Genomic DNA, 17,071 nt, shown 5'->3' with positions numbered 1-17,071 from the left:
AGGAAAGTCGGACATGAAAAAGGGCACGCTGATCGAATGGGACGACGATCGGGGCTTTGGCTTTATCAAGCCCGATGGCCCGAGGGCGAAGATCTTCGTGTCTGGGCTGCTGTCGGCCTGCTCGTGCTGGTTTTTACGTCCATTGTCCTGGATAGGGCACCCTTCTGGCTGATCGCGCCCTACGCCATAATGGGCGGCACGTCCTGGCTCGCCTACTGGATGGACAAACAGGCCGCCATTGCCGGTCGATGGCGGATCAGCGAGGCAGGATTGCACGGCCTCGATGCCGTTTTCGGTATCATCGGCGGGCTGCTCGCCCAGCAGGTCTTCCGACACAAGACCGCAAAGCCCGGCTTCGCCCTGACCACGGGCGCGATTGCGGTCACGCATGGGCTGGTGCTGGCCGGCATTGTCGTCGGCGCGCTGTCTTACGCCGAACTGGCGGCCTTGCTCGAATAGGCTGATTCACGTGAAGCAGAATTCGATTGCTTCACGTGAATCAAAAAGCGGGGGCGGGGGATAAATTGGTCCGGCTATCTTCGGCCTTGACCTCAGTGAAACTGGGCCGTCTCGGTCGAACCCGCCATGGCGGTTGTCGAACTCGACCCGCCACCCACGGCGGTCGCCACAGCATCGAAATAGCTCGTGCCCACTTCGCGCTGGTGCCGCGTGGCCGTAAATCCGTCCTTTTCGGCGGCAAATTCGGCCTGCTGCAGTTCGGAATAGGCAGCCATGCCCCGGTCCTTGTATCCGCGCGCCAGATTGAATGTGGTGAGTGAAAGGTTGTGATATCCGGCCAGGGTGATGAACTGGTACTTATACCCCATCGCGCCCAGCTCGCGCTGGAACGCCGCCATATCCGCCTCGCCCATATATTTCGCCCAGTTGAACGATGGCGAGCAATTGTAAGCCAGCATCTGGTCGGGATGCTCCTTGCGGACAGCTTCTGCAAACCGCCGCGCGTCCTCAAGATTTGGCGTCGAAGTTTCGCACCAGATCAAATCCGCATAGGGCGCATAGGCCAGCCCGCGCGCAATCGCAGCTTCGAACCCGCCCTTGAGCCGATAAAACCCCTCGTCTGTCCGCTCGCCTATAATGAACGGCGCATCGTAGTCATCGACATCGGAGGTGATCAGCTGCGCCGCCTCAGCGTCGGTGCGCGCCATGATCAGCGTGGGAACGCCCATGACGTCTGCCGCCAGCCGTGCCGCGTTCAGGGTGCGCACAAAGGTCCGGGTCGGCACCAGAACCTTACCGCCCAGATGGCCGCATTTCTTCTCGCTGGCCAACTGGTCCTCGAAATGAACCGCCGCGGCGCCCGCCTCGATCATCGCCTTCATCAGCTCGAACACATTGAGCGCCCCGCCGAACCCGGCTTCCGCATCGGCAATGATGGGCACGAAATAATCCGTGTCGGCGTCAGATTTGTCCTCATAGCGCTCCATGGTCTGGATCTGGTCGGCCCGCTGCAGCGCCTTGTTGATGCGCCTGACCACCGAGGGGACCGAATCGACGGGATAAAGCGACTGGTCGGGATACATGTTGCCCGACGAATTGGCGTCCGCCGCCACCTGCCAGCCCGAAAGATAGATGGCCTTCAGTCCAGCTTTCACCTGCTGGACGGCCTGGTTGCCGGTAAAGGTGCCAAGGGTCGGCACGAAATCCTCGCTGTGCAGCAATTCCCACAGCCGTCGCGCCCCGTTCTCGGCCAGCGTATGCCGGATGGGCAGGCTGCCCGAGAGCCGGGCCACATCGTCGGGCGTATAGTCGCGCGCGACGTTCCTCCAGCGGTCCGGGGCCCATTCGGGGGCCTCGAAGGTCTGGGGGTCGGGTGACTTGTCGAGCATTGAGAACTCCTCCTTTTGAAATCGTAAGCGGTGAAAACGAGATCAGCCGCGCCGCGAAAAGGTCGCGGCCACCATCTGCGTGCCGCCAAACAGCGCCTCGCCGCCGGCCATCGTAAAGCTGTGCTTTCCGGCCCGGTGGACAATGGAATAATCCCGCTCGGCCAGCCCCTGGCTTCTGAAACTCTCCATCACCTCGGCCATCGAAGGCGCAATGATGGTGATGAAATCTTCGCTGGCCGTATCGATTGTCTGATGAGCGCTCATGGCTCTTGTCTCCTGCTGATGAGCACAACATCGTGCCCGGTTGAGTAAAGAATTGACAATCGAGGTCAAAAAGGCAAGAAAAGACGCAATAACAGCATGTTAAGCTGTAAATTCTTGCAAAGCCACGATGGCAAATTTGTAAACTTTGTAAAGATTTACAGCAGGGAGAAGGACCGATGAACCAACTCGATCTGCAGATCGGAGGCCGCATCAAGCGGTTGCGGCGCCAGAAGTCGGTCAGCCAGGCCCAACTGGCCGCGGCGTTGGAGATTTCAGCGTCCTATCTCAACCTCATCGAGCACAATCGGCGCCGCATCACGGTGCCGCTGCTGTTCCGCGTCGCGGGTTATTTCGGGGTTGAGGCGGGAGAATTGGCCGAAAGCGACGATGCGAGGCTGTCGGGCGATCTCATGGAAATGTTTGGCGACGATATTTTCGCCGATTCCGACCTCACCAACACCGACATCCGCGATCTGGCCACCCATCATCCCGCCGTTGGCCGCGCCGTTCTCAAACTCTTCGACCAGCTGCGCCACCTGCAGGCGCCCAATTCGACCGCACAGGGCGAAAATCTCGCCGCGGGCCACAATGTGGTCACCGAGGCGGTTTCCGATTTCCTGCAGGAAAATGCCAACTACTTTCCAACGCTCGAGGCCGCCGCCGAGCGTGTACGCCACGATATCGACAATGCATCGGACAGTTTTGAAGCCGGACTCAAGGCTTACCTCTTCAACGTCTTCGGCATCGAGGCGCGCTTGGCCTCTCTGCCCAACGGCGTGGTGCGCCGCCTCGAGGACAATGGCCGCGTGCTGGCTGTCGCCGACACGCTCGAGCCCGAGTCCGCGCTGTTCGCCCTCGCCCAGCATCTCGCGCTATTGATCGCCGATGGGGAAATTCGCGAGCTGATCGAAAACAGCACCCTACCCCAGCCCGACAGTGTGGGTCTGGCTCGTAACGTTTTGGGATCCTATGCCGCCGCGGCGCTCATCATGCCCTACGAAGCGTTTTTTCGAGCCTGCCGCGACACCCGTTACGATATCGAACGGCTGGCCCGCCGCTTCCGCGCCAGTTTCGAGCAGGTCTGCCACCGCATGACCACCCTGCAGCGCCCGTCGATGAGCGGCATACCGCTCCATCTTGTCCGCACCGACATCGCCGGCAACATCTCCAAGCGCTTTTCGCTCTCGGGCATCCACATTCCGCGCCATTCGGGCGCCTGCCCGCGCTGGAACATCTATGCGGCCTTCCTCAACCCCGGCCAGATCAATATTCAACTGAGCCAGATGCCCGACGGTCAGCGTTATTTCTGCATAGCAAAGGCCATCGCCAAGGGCGGCTATTCCTATAACGCCCCGCGCCGCCACATCGCCATCGGGCTCGGCTGTCATGTCTCGCAGGCCTCGGCCATGATCTATGCCGATGGCATCGACCTTTCAGCGCCCCCCGGCGCAGTGCCCATTGGGGTGGGGTGCCGCATCTGCCCGCGTCAGGAATGTGGCCAGCGCGCCCACCCGCAAGCCGATCACCGCTTTGCCACCGACGACACAAAGCGCATGGAAAATCTCTATATGGGTTAGGAGCGGTTCGGCCTTGCCGGACGAAAAGGTCGAGTGGATCTTTCGAGCGACGAACGCCAGAGCCTGCGGCGAGGGCCGGGACGGCTGAGCGCTGTTCCTGCCCTATCCGCAGGCCCGCGACGCATCGAGTGCCTTGCTCAGCGCATTGATCTCGTCGCGAAGCTTGATAACGTCCGGCAAATCCCGCCCGCTGGCGCACGCCACCGCCTCGGGAATCGGCTGCGCCCGCGCCTTGAGCGCCCGCCCGCTGTCGGTCAGGCTCACGACGACCCGACGTTCATCGGTGGTGCTGCGCGTTCGCCTTACAAGCCCCGCGTTTTCCAGCCGCTTGAGCAGCGGGGTCAACGTGCCCGTATCCAGTCCCAGTCTTTGCCCGATTCCTGTTACCGAGATGGGCTCACCCTCCCACAGCACCAGCATGGCCAGGTATTGAGGATAGGTCAGCCCCAGCGGCTCGAGCAGCGGCCGGTAAAGCCGCGCAAAGGCCTGTCCCGCGGCATAAACCGCAAAGCAAAGCTGCTGTTCGGGGGCGAGGATGGGCGTATCGATCTCGTTCATGACAGAAATATCGCACAAAATTATATTGCGCACAATATAAATTGCGCATAAGGTCGCGACTTCGATGAATGGCGAACCCGACCGGGCCGAACGCATTCACCCTCCAGTCCAAACAATCACCACTCATGGGAGTGCATCATGGAAATCCTCTATACCGCCCACGCCACGGCCAGCGGCGGTGGCCGCGAAGACGGTCACTCGAAAACCGACGATGGAAAAGTCGATGTGAAACTCTCGACGCCCAAGGAAATGGGGGGGTCGGGTGGCGATGGCACCAACCCCGAACAGCTTTTTGCAACCGGCTATTCGGCCTGTTTTCTCGGCGCCATGCGCTTTGCCGCCGGCCAGGCCAAGGTCAAGCTACCGCCCGAAGCCACTGTCAATGCTCAGGTCGGGTTCGGTAAGCGCGACGATGGCCAGGGCTTTGGCCTCAAGGTCATCCTCACCGCTTCGGCCCCCGGCCTCGATGCTGAATCGCTCAAGGACGTGATGGATCGGGCCCACATCGTGTGCCCCTATTCCCACGCAACGCGCGGCAATATCGAAGTCGAACTCAAGACCGCCTGATCTATAGCGGCGCCGACGGATTCACGTGAAACCGCCGGCGCCCGTCTGTGCCTTACAGCGGCCGATAGACGAAATGGGAAAAGCCCGCTTCGCGCGACGTCCCATTGAGATCTTGCGCCGCCATCCCAACGAACGCCCCGGTAAAGCTGCCATGCTCGGCATGGCCGCCGCATTCGTCCGACAGGATCGAGGCGTCGAGTTCGGGCCCGATTTTCTGCCAGTCGTCTGATTCCTGCGCATAGAAATACTGCAGCGCCGAGTTCTCCACCCGCATCTTCATGCGCACCGGACCGACCCCAACCGGCACCGGATCGATCCAATAGGTCAGCTTCCCGTCCGGGTGGCTCACCACCGAGGAAAAGATATTGAGCTCGCGCTGTCCGTCCGGATCGGCGGTCAGGTGCAGGTAATGGAAATTGTACCGCCCATAATACCCGGTGAGCCCAGCCATTTCGCGCTCGTCGCGCGGCTCGAAGCTCACTTCGGTCTCCGCCTCGAAATCGAAATGGGTCTGTCGCCGTGCTACCAGCGCCTGTTCGAACCAAGAGCCAATCGATTCCCGCCCGATCAGGATGAGCTTTCCGCCCTCGAGCCTGAAAATCCGTTCCGGCTCCGGCGTCCGCAGCCATTGAAAATCGATGTGCAATTCGCCATCGAACCCATAGCGTCGCTCGGCATCGAACCCGGCCTGATCGTAGGTCCCCGGCACGTTCACTTCGGAGGCCGGCAGATTCGTGCCGCCCACCAGATACAGCCACCCGTCCGCACGCCATTCGCACTTCTGCAGCGCCGTTTCGCGCCCCAGCACGCAGCGGCGCTTCTGGGTCGTCGGCCGCCCGGTCAGGTGCACGAGATAGGTCTGGCCATCGGGGGTTTCCACGATATCCCCATGCCCGGCCCGCTGCAGCGGATTGAGCGGATTGTCCTTGGCCGTCACCAGATACATGTCGGGATGCAGCTCATATGGCCCGTCGATATTGCGTGACCGCGCCAGTGTAGCCGCATGCTCGTATCCGGTCCCGCCCTCGGCGGTCAGAAGATAGTACCAGCCATCGCGCCTATAGAGATGCGGCCCCTCGACCAGCTTGAGCGGCGAGCCCTTGAAGATGTTTTTCCGCTCCCCGACCAATCTGCCCGCCACCGGATCGAACTCCTGAAGCGCAATCCCCGCAAACCGGTGATATCCCTCCCGGTGGTCCCACAGCATGTTGACGAACCACTTTTTCCCGTCATCGTCGTGAAACAGCGACGGATCGAACCCCGACGAATTGACATAGATCGGCTCCGACCACGGCCCGGTGATCTCATCGGCCGTAACGATATAATTATGCGCGTCCTTGAAATTGCCGTCCTTGCGTTTGACGTCGGTATAGACCAGCCAGAATTTTTCCCCATCATGGGTAAGGCATGGCGCCCAGATGCCGCAGCTGTCGGGGTTCCCCCGCATGTCGAGCTGGCTCTTGCGGGTGAGCGGCCGGGTCAGAAGCGCCCAGTTCGCAAGGTCTTTGGAGTGATGGATCTGCACCCCGGGAAACCACTCGAAGGTCGAGGTGGCGATGTAATAATCCTCCCCGACGCGGCAGATCGAGGGATCGGGATTGAACCCCGGCAGAATCGGGTTTTGGCGAATGGGCATTGGGTCTCCTCCCAGAGCGAAGAAAAAAGGCCCACCGACGCGATGCGCGGCGGGCCCGAATGCGCTTAAACGAACCGGTTGATCAAATTCTCCAGATATTCCTGGCGCCCCGATTTGGGCTGCGGATTGATCCCCTCGGCTTCAACCCGCGCGGCGATATCGGAAAGGCTTCGCTCGCCTTTAAACATCGCCTGCGCCTCGGCGCCGCCCCACCCGGCATAACGATCGGCGAGAAACGCATCATAGGTCCCGTCCTCGATGATCGCCGCCGCAGCTTTCAGCCCCCTCGCACAGGTGTCCATGCCTCCGATATGGCCGTGCAAAAGGTCCTCGGGATCGATCGACTGGCGCCGTAGCTTCGCGTCGAAATTGGTGCCCCCGGTGGTAAAGCCGCCGGATTTGAGGATGTGGTAATAGGCCAGCGCCACTTCGGGCACGTTGTTGGGAAACTGGTCTGTGTCCCACCCCGACTGCATGTCGTTGCGGTTCATGTCGATCGAGCCGAAAATCCCGTGCGCCGCCGCCATGGCCACTTCATGCTCGAAGGTGTGCCCGGCCAGAATGGCATGCCCCACTTCGATATTGACCTTAACCTCGTTTTCCAGCCCGTATTTCTTGAGAAAGCCGTAAACCGTCGAGACGTCGTAATCATACTGGTGCTTTGTCGGCTCCTGCGGCTTGGGCTCGAGCAGGATGGCGCCCGAAAACCCGATCTTGTGCTTGTAATCGACCACCATGGAGAGCATGCGCCCCATCTGGTCCATTTCCTGGCCCAGATTGGTGTTCAATAGGGTTTCATACCCCTCGCGCCCGCCCCACAGCACATAGTTCTCGCCGCCCAACCGCTGGGTCACATCCATATTGGCCTTGATGGTCGCCGCGGCATAGGCGAACACGTCCGGATCGGGATTGGTCGCCGCGCCGCCCATGAACCGGCGGTTGGAGAACAAATTCGCCGTGCCCCAAAGCAGTTTCACGCCCGTTTCGGCGATCTTGGCTTCAAAGATGTCGGCCAGCGCCTCGAGCCGCTTCTTGCTCTCGGCAAAGCTCTCGCCCTCTGGCCGCACGTCGGCGTCGTGAAAGCAGAAATAGGGCGCCCCCAGCAGGGTGAACAATTCGAACGCCACATCTGCTTTCAGTTTCGCCCCATCCATTCCGCCGTCGAACCAGGGCCGCTCGAAGGTGCGCCCGCCAAACGGGTCGCCACCCTCCCAGGCAAACGAATGCCAGTACGCCACGGCAAAGCGTAAATGCTCTTCCATCCGCTTGCCCATGACGATTTCGTCGGGATTGTAGTGATGGAAGGCCAGCGGATTGTCGCTGTCCGGGCCCTCATACTGAACCTTGCTCAGGCCTTTGAAAAAATCGCTCATAGTGCTCGGGCCTCCTCGATACCCGCGTAAAGCGCGCGAAACCGCGCATATTGGTCGTCATAGGCCGATTTGAGATCGGCCCTTGGATCGATGGTTTTTTCGATTTTCGGTTTGGTGCAGATGGTCCTGGGGTCGGCCCCGGTCGCTGCGATCAGCCCCAGTCGCGCCGCGCCGAACGCCCCGCCGAAATCCCCGTCCTCGGGCACGGCAATCGCCATGCCCAAATTGGTGGCGATCATTTCGAGCCAGAGATCGGATTTCGAGCCCCCGCCCACAGCGATCAGCGTATCGATCTGCGTTCCCGCGTCAGAGAGCACCCGCTGACAGTCGCGCACCGCAAACGCCACGCCTTCCATCACCGCTTGCCCCATGGTCCGGGCATCCGACAGGTGCGACAGCCCGACAAACGAGCCGCGCGCAGCGGCATTGTTGTGCGGCGTGCGCTCGCCGGAGAGATAGGGCAGGAAAATTTCCTCCCCCGGCGCCGAATAAGTCTCGGCAACGGCCTGCGTGACGCCTGCCGCATCCTGACCCACCAGCTTGGCAAACCAGTTGAGGCTATCGGTCGCCGAAAGGAAAACGCCCATCTGGTGCCAGGTGTCGGGAATGGCGTGGCAAAACGCATGCACCGCCCCTTCGGTATTGGGCCGGAATTTGTCGTTGGAGACAAACAGCACCCCCGAGGTGCCCAGCGAGACGAACCCGGTTCCCGGCTCCACAGCGCCGATACCGCAGGCCGAAGCGGCATTGTCGCCGCCGCCACCAGCCACCACCGGCGTTTCGGCAATCCCCCACCGGCGGCAAAGCGCGCCCGAAAGATGGCCCGAAGGCTCGCTCCCTTCCACCAGCGTCGGCATGTGCTCGGTGGTCAGTCCGGTCACCGCCAGCAGATCGTCCGACCAGCCGCGATACTCCACATCGAGCCACAGCGTGCCCGAGGCGTCCGACATGTCCGAAACGTAGGTCCCGGTCAAAAGGAACCGCACATAGTCCTTGGGCAACAGCACCTTGGCGATTTTCGCGTAATTGTCCGGTTCGTGCTTTTTGACCCAGAGAATTTTCGGCGCCGTAAAGCCCGGCATGGCAATATTGCCCGCAATCTTGCGCAGCGCCGGCAGCGCTTCTTCCATTTCTGCGCACTCGGCGGCCGAGCGTACGTCGTTCCACAAAATGGCCGGGCGGATCACCTGATTGTCCCTGTCGAGCAGCGTCGCCCCGTGCATCTGCCCGGAAAGCCCGATCCCCCTTATCGCGCTGACCAGATCCGGATAGCGCTCTTTGAGTGCATCGACGGCCTTGAGCACCGCGTCCCACCAATGGGCCGGATCCTGTTCGGAAAATCCGGGTCGGGGCCGCGAAACGCTCAAGGGCGCACTGGCCTCGCCCAGCGCGCTGCCCTCACCATCGATCAGCACCGCCTTGACGCCGGACGTCCCGATATCGAGTCCGAGATAGGTCATGCCACCTCCGTTGCCTGATATGAGGTGCGTACCTCAAATTCTGTCATCAAGAGTCTCCTCCGTTCAAGGATCCAGAGTTTGGAGATTGAGGTCAGGGCTGGATGAAAACGATGCAGCCAGCCATCACCTAAATCCCCGCCTCCTGGCGAACATTGTCCCGCACCAGAACCCTGATTTCCAATTGTGTCTGCGGTGGGGCCGCGTCCGCTCCCAGCACCAGGCGCCGTGCTGTGGCGCAAACGGCACGAATTTCGTCTTCCGGGCTCTGGTCCAGAATAACGTCGATGGCGCCGGTTTCCAGCCCGGCCCGTGTCGGCCCGGTCAGTTCGTGTCCGATCACCCGCACTTTTCCAGCAAGGCCACGTTCGCTCAGGCCCATCAAAAGCCCGGCATTGCCGGCACCTGCATTATAGATCCCGGCAAGTTCGGGATGCGCGTCGAATAGCGTCAGGCTCTTTTCATAGGTCGCTGTGAATTCGTCCTGCCCTTCGATCGGTCCCACCAGGTCCAGCCCCGGAAATTCGGCTGTCATGATTTCGGAAAATCCTCCGATCCGCTCGGCATGATCGATCAGTTCAAGCGACCCCGCCACCAGCCCGATCATGCCCCCCTGCGGCACGAACCGCCCCATCAGCGATCCCGCGATCCGTCCTGCCGCCCGGTTGTCGATTCCCACGAACCCGTGCCGGGCCGAGCCGGGCAGGTCCGAGACCAGCGCGATCACCTTGATCCCTCGCCCCACGGCCCGCGCCACCGCGGCGTGGATTTCGGGCTTGTCGATCGCCACGATCACCGCGCAATCGGCCTCCTCGGCACCAATGCCATCGAGCGCCGCGACCAGCGCCCTTGTGTCCATGGCCCTGATCCGCAAGAGATCGAGCCGCAACCGCTCGGCCCGCATCTGGGCGCCAACGCTTTCCACAGCATCGGCCAGCTTGCCGAAAAACTGGTTGGTGCCTTCCGGCACAATGATCTTGAGAACGATGTCGCGGGCCCGCGCCAGCATCGAGGCGGTCAGATCGCGCCGAAACCCGATTTCGGCAATGGCGGCCTCCACCTTCTCGATCGTCCCCTTGCGCACGCCGGGTCGGCCGTTGAGCACACGGTCCACCGTCGCCAGCGACACGCCCGCCGCCCGCGCCAGATCATGCACCGTCACGCGCCCATTGCTTTCCAAAACGCATCCTCCTCCCGTGAGGTACGTAACTCATGCCCGTTCTCGATGGCCGCGTCAAGATTGGCTTTTGCGCCCCGATACAATTCCCTCAGGTGCTCAACTCCGATACAAAAGCGCCATGATCGAAACCGCTCCTTTCCCCGATGCCGCTCCGCTTGTTGCCTCACTCGCCCGCCTGGGTCAGTTTGCCGTGCGCCTTGCCCGGACCGACGCTGAGCGCTTCGCCGCCTACCGGCTGCGTTACGAAGTGTTCCACCGCGAGCGCGGCGTGAACGCCCCGTGGATGGACCACGCCAATCATATCGAAGCCGATGCCTTCGATCCCCATTGCGACCACATCATCGTCATCGATACCGCCGCCCGCGCCCTGGGCGAAACCCCGCCCATCGTCGGGACCTACCGCGTCATGACCAGCCCGGCTCCCGGCCTTGGCTGGTACGCCGACGACGAATTCGCCCTTGGCCCGCTCCTTGCCCGCCATCCCGGCCAGCGCTTTTGCGAGGTCGGTCGCTCCTGCGTTGCTCCCGCCTATCGCTCCATGCGCACCATCGATGCGCTCTGGTGCGGGCTCTGGTCTTATGCCTGCCTTAATGGCATCGACGCCTATTTCGGCGCGGCGAGTTTTCCCGGCACCGATCCCCGCGCCCATGCCCCGGCCCTCTCCCACCTTTATCACACGGCCCGCGCGCCCTTCGATTGGCAAGCGCCAGCCCGCGCCGGGCACGCCATCCCCATGGACATGCTCCCGGGTGCAATGACCGACCGCCACGCCGCCCTGCGCGCCATGCCACCCCTTGTGCGCGGCTATCTGCGGGTCAATGCGGTGTTTTCCAGCCACGCCTTTGTGGACGAAAAATTTGGCACGACAGATGTCTTTGTCCTCGCCCGTTTCGCCGCCGCCCCCATGGCCTATCGCAAACGCGTCGAACGGGTTACCGGGCGTGTTCATCCCAGGCTGTGATCGGCGGTTGGAATCGCCAAAATTTTGGCTTAGCGTGCCCCACCGCTTAAGAGCCCTGTCCCCGGAATTTTAGACCGCTTCATGACGCAAACCGAGCCACAGGCCGATTATGCTGCGCCCGCCGCCACGGCCATGACGCCCATGATGGCCCAGTTCTTTGAGATCAAGGGCGTCAATCCGGGCTATCTGCTGTTCTATCGCATGGGCGATTTTTACGAGCTGTTCTTTGACGACGCCGAAATCGCTTCCGCCGCTCTTGGCATTACGCTCACCAAGCGCGGCAAGCATCTGGGTGAGGATATCCCCATGTGCGGCGTGCCCATTCACGCCGCCCAGGACTATCTCAAAAAGCTTATTGCGCTCGGCCACAAGGTCGCCGTCTGCGAACAAATCGAAGATCCCGCCGAAGCCAAAAAGCGCGGGTCCAAATCGGTCGTCAAACGCGACGTCGTCCGGCTCGTCACCCCCGGTACGCTGACCGAGGATGATCTGCTGCCCGCCCGGGGCAACAATTTCCTTTTGTCCCTCGCCCGGCTCGGCTCGGACGGTGAGGGCTACGCCATGGCCTGGTCCGACATTTCCACCGGCGAATTGCTTGTCGCCGATCTCGACAAGGAGTCCCTTGCCGACGAGATCGCCCGCATCGATCCGGCAGAGTTGATCCTGTCCGACCGTCTCGCCGATCAATTGGCCGAACAGCGCGCCCTCTCGTCCGACCGGCTGGCCAACGCCACCCGCCGCCCGCACGAAAGCTTTGAATCTGAAGCCGCGTCCCGCCTTTTGCGCGAGACCTTCGACAATGCCATTGATCCCACGGCGTTTTCCCGCACGGCCCGCGCTGCGCTCGGCGCGCTCATCGCCTATGTGGCCGAAACGCAAAAAGGGGCCGGTGTCCCCCTGCGCCAGCCGCGCCTCGAAGCGCCCACCGATCACATGCAGATCGATGCAGCGACCCGCTCGTCTCTCGAACTGCTCGTGACCCAGCGCGGCGATGTGCGTGGCGCCTTGCGGGCAAGCGTCGATATGACGGTGACCGGCGCCGGCGCACGGCTCTTTGCCGCCCGCCTCGCCGCTCCCCTCAACAATCCGGCTTCCATAAACGCCCGCCTCGACGCCATCGACACATTGATCGCCAACGCGATGGAAACCGACGCCATCCGCAAGGGCCTGCGCGCCGCCCCCGACATCGCCCGCGCCCTCACCCGGCTGACTCTCGAACGCGGTGGCCCGCGCGATCTGGGCGCCATCGGCCGCGGCATCACCCAGGCTCGCGCGCTGGGCCATCTGCTGGCCGGCCTCTCCGACCCCGGCGACGAACTTGCCGCCATCGCACAAACCCTTGGCCGGGCTCCCCAAATCCTCGCCGACGAGTTCGCAAAAGCCCTTGTCGACGAACCGCCCCTCATGGCCCGCGACGGCGGCTTCGTCGCCTCGGGCTATGATGGCGAACTCGACACCCAGCGCCGCCTCGGGTCCGAAAGCCGCAAGGTGGTGGCAGAGCTTCAGGCCGCGCTCGTCGAAAAGACCGGCGTGCGCGCGCTCAAGATCAAGCACAACAACGTGCTGGGCTTTTTCGTCGAAGTCCCCGCCTCCCACGGGTCGCGCCTGATCGAAGACAGCGTCTTCATCCACCGCCAGACCCTCGCCAACGCCATGCGGTTCACCACGACCGAGTTGGCCGAGCTTGAAGGCAAGATCGCCCGCGCCCAGGAAATTGCCGTCGAAATCGAGCTTTCCATCTTCGCCCGCCTGCGCGAAGCCGCCCTCGCCCAAAGCCGCGATCTTATGGCGGCCGCCGATGCCATGGCCGAACTCGACGTTGCCGCAGCGCTTGCAAATCTCGCTGCCCAGCGCAATTGGTGCCGCCCGCAGGTCGATGCCTCCCTCGCCTTTAAAATCGAGGGCGGTCGCCACCCCGTCGTCGAAAGGACCCTCGAAGCGGAAGGGAAAACCTTCGTCGCCAACGACGCCGATCTCTCGGCCCCCGGGCCCGATGAAGCCGGCCAGCTCTGGCTGGTCACCGGTCCCAATATGGGCGGCAAATCGACCTTCCTGCGCCAGAACGCGCTCATCGCCATTCTCGCGCAGATGGGTTCATACGTCCCGGCCACCTCTGCCCATATCGGCGTGGTCGACAGGGTCTTCTCCCGCGTCGGGGCGTCCGACGACATCGCCCAGGGCCGCTCGACCTTCATGGTCGAAATGGTCGAAACCGCCGCTATTTTAAACCGGGCCACCCGCCACTCCCTCGTCATCCTCGATGAGATCGGCCGTGGCACCGCCACTTTCGATGGTCTGTCCATCGCCTGGGCCTGCGTTGAAACCCTGCATGAAACCACAGGCTGCCGGGCGATCTTCGCCACCCACTATCACGAGCTCACGGCCCTTTCGGCGACGCTGTCGCGTGTCTCCAACCACACAATGAGCGTAAAGGAATACAAGGGCGACGTGGTGTTCCTCCACGAAGTCACCCAGGGTGCCGCCGATCGCTCCTACGGCATTCAGGTTGCAAAGCTGGCCGGGCTCCCCGCCCCGGTCATCACCCGCGCCCGTCAGGTGCTCGATCTGCTCGAAGCGCGCGGCCAGTCCAATCCGGGCTCGGCCCTTGCGGATTTGCCGCTCTTTGCCCATATGCCGGCTCCTGCTGACAAAACCGTGCCTCAACCTCGTGCTAACCCGGTTACCGATATGATAGAGACCGTGCGCCCCGACGATCTCTCCCCCCGGGCCGCGCTCGAATGGATTTATGAACTCAAAAAGGCTGCCCATGCCGACGGCGACCATTGAACCGATTGCGCGCAAGAAAGCCGGACTTCCCAGTGCCGAAGCGCTGATCGCTGCCGTGCGCCGCGAAATCGGCGATGCCGCGCCCGACAGCCAGACCGCCCGCGCCGCTTTGCTCGCGGCCCTGCGTCAGGGCCTCAAGGACGCCCGCATCGCCGCCGAGGCCGAACTCGTCGCCAACCGACGCGGCACCCGCTGCGCCCAGATGCTCGCCGCCGCCCAGGACGAACTCATCGCCGCCGCTCACCTCTGGGCCACCCGCTACGTTTATCCGCGCGAAAACCCCTCCGGCGCCGAATCCCTCGCCATCGCCGCGGTGGGTGGTTATGGCCGCGGCACGCTGGCCCCCGGCTCCGATATCGATCTCTTGTTCATCCTGCCCTACAAGCAAACCCCCTGGGGCGAAAGCGTCACCGAATACGTGCTCTATATGCTCTGGGATCTGGGCCAGAAGGTCGGCCACGCCGTCCGCTCGGTCGATGATTCCATCCGCATGGCGCGCTCGGACATGACAGTGCGCACCGCAACGCTCGAAAGCCGCTTTCTGGTCGGCGACGACATGCTGTTCACCCAGATGCGCGAGCGCTTCGAAACCGAGATCGTGGAAAAGACCGGCCCCGAATTCATTGCCGCCAAGATGGCCGAGCGCGACGCCCGCCACGATGCCCAGGGCAACACCCGCTACGTGGTCGAGCCCAACGTCAAGGACGGCAAGGGCGGGTTGCGCGATCTCAATACCCTCTATTGGATCGGCAAATATTTCTATCGCGTCCAGACCTATCCCGAACTGATCGAGAAAGGCGTGTTCTCGAAAACCGAATATCGCGCCTTCCAGCGCGCCGAGGATTTCCTCTGGGCCGTGCGCTGCAATCTGCACTTCCTCGTCGGTCGCGCCGATGACCGGCTGACCTTCGAGATCCAGCAGGAAATGGCCGAACGCATGGGCTATCACGACCGCGCCGGCATGCTCGGGGTCGAGCGCTTCATGAAGCGCTATTTCCTCGTCGCCAAGGATGTGGGCGATCTCACCCGCATTTTCTGCACCTCGCTCGAGTTCGCCCACGCCAAAAAGGTCGATGCCTTCGGCCGCGTGTTCGGCAATTTCCGCAAGGCGCGCCGCCAGATCCGGGGCGAACCCGATTTCGTCCTCGAACACGGCCGCATCACCGTCGCCGATGACGAAGTGTTCGAAAGAGACCCGGTCAATATCGTCAAGATCTTCTGGGTGGCTGGCCGCGAGGGCGTGATGTTCCACCCCGACGCGCTCAAGCTTTTGACCCGCTCCATGCGCCTGATCGACAAGAAATTGCGAGCCGACGAGCGGGTCAACGCTTATTTCCTCGAAATTCTCACCAGCCCCAAATCGGTCGAGCGCATCCTGCGCCGCATGAACGAGTCCGGCGTTCTGGGAAAGCTGGTCCCCGAATTCGGCAAGATCGTCGCTCTGATGCAGTTCAACATGTATCACCACTATACGGTGGACGAGCATCTCATCCGCGCCGTCGGCGTCATGGCCGACATCGCCAATGGCGGGCTGAAAAACGAGCTACCCCTCACCCACGAGCTGTTGCCCCATCTCTCCGATGTGCGCCTGCTCTATGTGGCCCTGTTCCTCCACGATATCGCCAAGGGCCGCCCCGAGGATCATTCCGAGGCCGGCGAAGCCATCGCCCGCAAATTTTGTCCGCGCCTGGGGCTTTCGGCGGCCGAAACCGATACCGTGGCCTGGCTGGTGCGCTACCATCTGCTCATGAGCGAGATTTCCCAGTCCCGCGACATTCAGGACCCCGACACGGCGCGCAATTTCGCCCAGATCGTGCAAAGCCCCCAGCGCCTGGCGCTCCTGATGATTCTCACCGCCTGCGACATCCGCGCCGTGGGTCCTGGCACCTGGACCGGCTGGAAGGGCTCGCTCCTGCGCGCCCTTTATTACGCCACCGAACCGCTGCTCTCGGGCGGCCATTCCCAGGTGTCCCAGCGCGACCGGATCATCGAGGCCCAGGACGCTTTGCGCGTCGGGCTGACCGATTGGACCCCCAGCCGGCTCGATGCCTATATCGAGCGCCAGTTCCCCAATTACTGGCTGCGCGCCGAACCCGAACTGCAACTGGCCCATGCGCGCATGATCGACGCGGCGGAAGCCAAAAATTCGAGCTTTGCCGGCTTCACGTCCATCAAGGCGTTCGAAGGCATCACAGAGGTGACCTTCTACACCCCCGATCACCCGCGCCTTCTCTCGCTGATCGCCGGAGCCTGCACCACCGCCGATGCCTCGATCATCGGCGCGCAGATCTTCAACACCAAGGATGGCTACGCGCTCGATACCTTCCGCCTGCGCCGCGCTTTCACGTCCGATGAAGACGAAAAGATCAGGGCCTCGCGCATCACCGACATGGTCAAGGCCTTGCTCGAAGGCCGCAAATACCTCCCCGCCGACCTTGGCGTCGATTCGCGTTACAACCGGCGTCTCAAGCCCTTTTCGGTCCCCACCGAGATCTTCATCTCCAATGCGCTTTCGGACAAGTTCACCGTCATCGAGATTTCCGGCCTCGACCGCACCGGCCTGCTCTATCACCTGACCCGCGCGCTCTCCGATCTCAACCTCACCATAGGCTCGGCCCATATCGGCACCTATGGCGAAAAGGCGGTCGACGTTTTCTACGTCACCGATCTGACGGGCGGAAAGATCACCTCAAAGGTCCGCCAGAAACGCATCCACGAAGCCCTCGAAGCGGTCTTCGTCCCCGCCCGCCGCGAAAAGGCTTCAGCGTGAGCACTCCATTCTGGTCGGTGGGGGCTCCAGTTCAATGTCGTCGGTCGGCCCCCTTTGCCACTATGGGGTTTACTGGATCCCGGGTCCTTGCCCG

13 protein-coding genes are annotated in these 17,071 nt (G+C 62.4%); 6 read left to right on the top strand and 7 right to left on the bottom strand.

Annotated elements, in window-relative coordinates:
- Window positions 1–36: 36 nt before the first annotated feature.
- Window positions 37–459: a DUF1294 domain-containing protein gene (locus tag V6617_RS00190; protein WP_338608359.1), complete on the top strand. Its 423-nt coding sequence runs from the start codon at window positions 37–39 to the stop codon at window positions 457–459.
- A gap of 92 nt (window positions 460–551) precedes the next feature.
- Here the strand turns inward: V6617_RS00190 and aceA are convergent, their stop codons facing one another.
- Both aceA and V6617_RS00180 read right to left on the bottom strand, forming a co-directional pair.
- Entirely contained in the window at window positions 552–1,847 is a 1,296-nt protein-coding gene (gene aceA / locus V6617_RS00185; protein WP_338608358.1) for an isocitrate lyase, read from the bottom strand.
- Between the two features lie 42 nt (window positions 1,848–1,889).
- Window positions 1,890–2,111: a hypothetical protein gene (locus V6617_RS00180; protein ID WP_338608357.1), complete on the bottom strand. Its 222-nt coding sequence runs from the start codon at window positions 2,109–2,111 to the stop codon at window positions 1,890–1,892.
- A 176-nt stretch (window positions 2,112–2,287) separates the two neighbouring features.
- Here V6617_RS00180 and V6617_RS00175 point away from each other — a divergent pair, with 176 nt between their 5' ends.
- A complete protein-coding gene (locus tag V6617_RS00175; protein ID WP_338608356.1) occupies window positions 2,288–3,688 on the top strand; it encodes a helix-turn-helix domain-containing protein in 1,401 nt (466 codons plus the stop codon).
- A 102-nt stretch (window positions 3,689–3,790) separates the two neighbouring features.
- On the opposite strand, the gene V6617_RS00170 is transcribed toward V6617_RS00175, so the two are convergent.
- Entirely contained in the window at window positions 3,791–4,246 is a 456-nt protein-coding gene (locus V6617_RS00170; protein WP_338608355.1) for a MarR family transcriptional regulator, read from the bottom strand.
- Between the two features lie 138 nt (window positions 4,247–4,384).
- Here V6617_RS00170 and V6617_RS00165 point away from each other — a divergent pair, with 138 nt between their 5' ends.
- Window positions 4,385–4,813, top strand: coding sequence for an organic hydroperoxide resistance protein (locus V6617_RS00165; RefSeq protein WP_338608354.1), 429 nt, complete (start codon window positions 4,385–4,387; stop codon window positions 4,811–4,813).
- A 52-nt stretch (window positions 4,814–4,865) separates the two neighbouring features.
- Here the strand turns inward: V6617_RS00165 and V6617_RS00160 are convergent, their stop codons facing one another.
- The 4 genes from V6617_RS00160 to V6617_RS00145 all read right to left on the bottom strand — a co-directional run bounded on the left by V6617_RS00160 (window position 4,866) and on the right by V6617_RS00145 (window position 10,459).
- Window positions 4,866–6,443 carry a glycoside hydrolase family 43 protein gene (locus tag V6617_RS00160; protein ID WP_338610768.1) on the bottom strand — a complete coding sequence of 526 codons (1,578 nt, stop codon included), beginning with the start codon at window positions 6,441–6,443 and terminating at the stop codon, window positions 4,866–4,868.
- A 71-nt stretch (window positions 6,444–6,514) separates the two neighbouring features.
- Entirely contained in the window at window positions 6,515–7,822 is a 1,308-nt protein-coding gene (gene xylA / locus V6617_RS00155) for a xylose isomerase (RefSeq protein ID WP_338608353.1), read from the bottom strand.
- Complete coding sequence (gene xylB / locus V6617_RS00150) at window positions 7,819–9,282, bottom strand: xylulokinase (RefSeq protein ID WP_338608352.1); 1,464 nt, start codon at window positions 9,280–9,282, stop codon at window positions 7,819–7,821. Before xylB ends, xylA begins: the two co-directional genes overlap by 4 nt.
- 127 nt (window positions 9,283–9,409) lie before the next feature.
- Window positions 9,410–10,459 (bottom strand): LacI family DNA-binding transcriptional regulator, encoded by a 1,050-nt coding sequence (locus V6617_RS00145; protein WP_338608351.1) that lies wholly within the window; start codon window positions 10,457–10,459, stop codon window positions 9,410–9,412.
- Between the two features lie 118 nt (window positions 10,460–10,577).
- Here V6617_RS00145 and V6617_RS00140 point away from each other — a divergent pair, with 118 nt between their 5' ends.
- The 3 genes from V6617_RS00140 to V6617_RS00130 all read left to right on the top strand — a co-directional run bounded on the left by V6617_RS00140 (window position 10,578) and on the right by V6617_RS00130 (window position 16,977).
- Window positions 10,578–11,420: a GNAT family N-acetyltransferase gene (locus V6617_RS00140; protein ID WP_338608350.1), complete on the top strand. Its 843-nt coding sequence runs from the start codon at window positions 10,578–10,580 to the stop codon at window positions 11,418–11,420.
- 81 nt (window positions 11,421–11,501) lie between these two features.
- Window positions 11,502–14,207 carry a DNA mismatch repair protein MutS gene (gene mutS / locus V6617_RS00135; protein WP_338608349.1) on the top strand — a complete coding sequence of 902 codons (2,706 nt, stop codon included), beginning with the start codon at window positions 11,502–11,504 and terminating at the stop codon, window positions 14,205–14,207.
- Complete coding sequence (locus tag V6617_RS00130) at window positions 14,167–16,977, top strand: [protein-PII] uridylyltransferase (RefSeq protein WP_338608348.1); 2,811 nt, start codon at window positions 14,167–14,169, stop codon at window positions 16,975–16,977. The genes mutS and V6617_RS00130 overlap by 41 nt, the downstream gene beginning before the upstream one ends.
- Window positions 16,978–17,071: the final 94 nt, after the last annotated feature.

Origin of the sequence: Pelagibacterium nitratireducens (assembly GCF_037044555.1) — a bacterium.
In the GTDB taxonomy this organism is placed as follows: Bacteria; Pseudomonadota; Alphaproteobacteria; order Rhizobiales; family Devosiaceae; genus Pelagibacterium; species Pelagibacterium nitratireducens.
The sequence above is the reverse complement of the archived record's forward strand: the minus strand, read 5'-3'. Positions and strand labels throughout refer to the sequence as shown.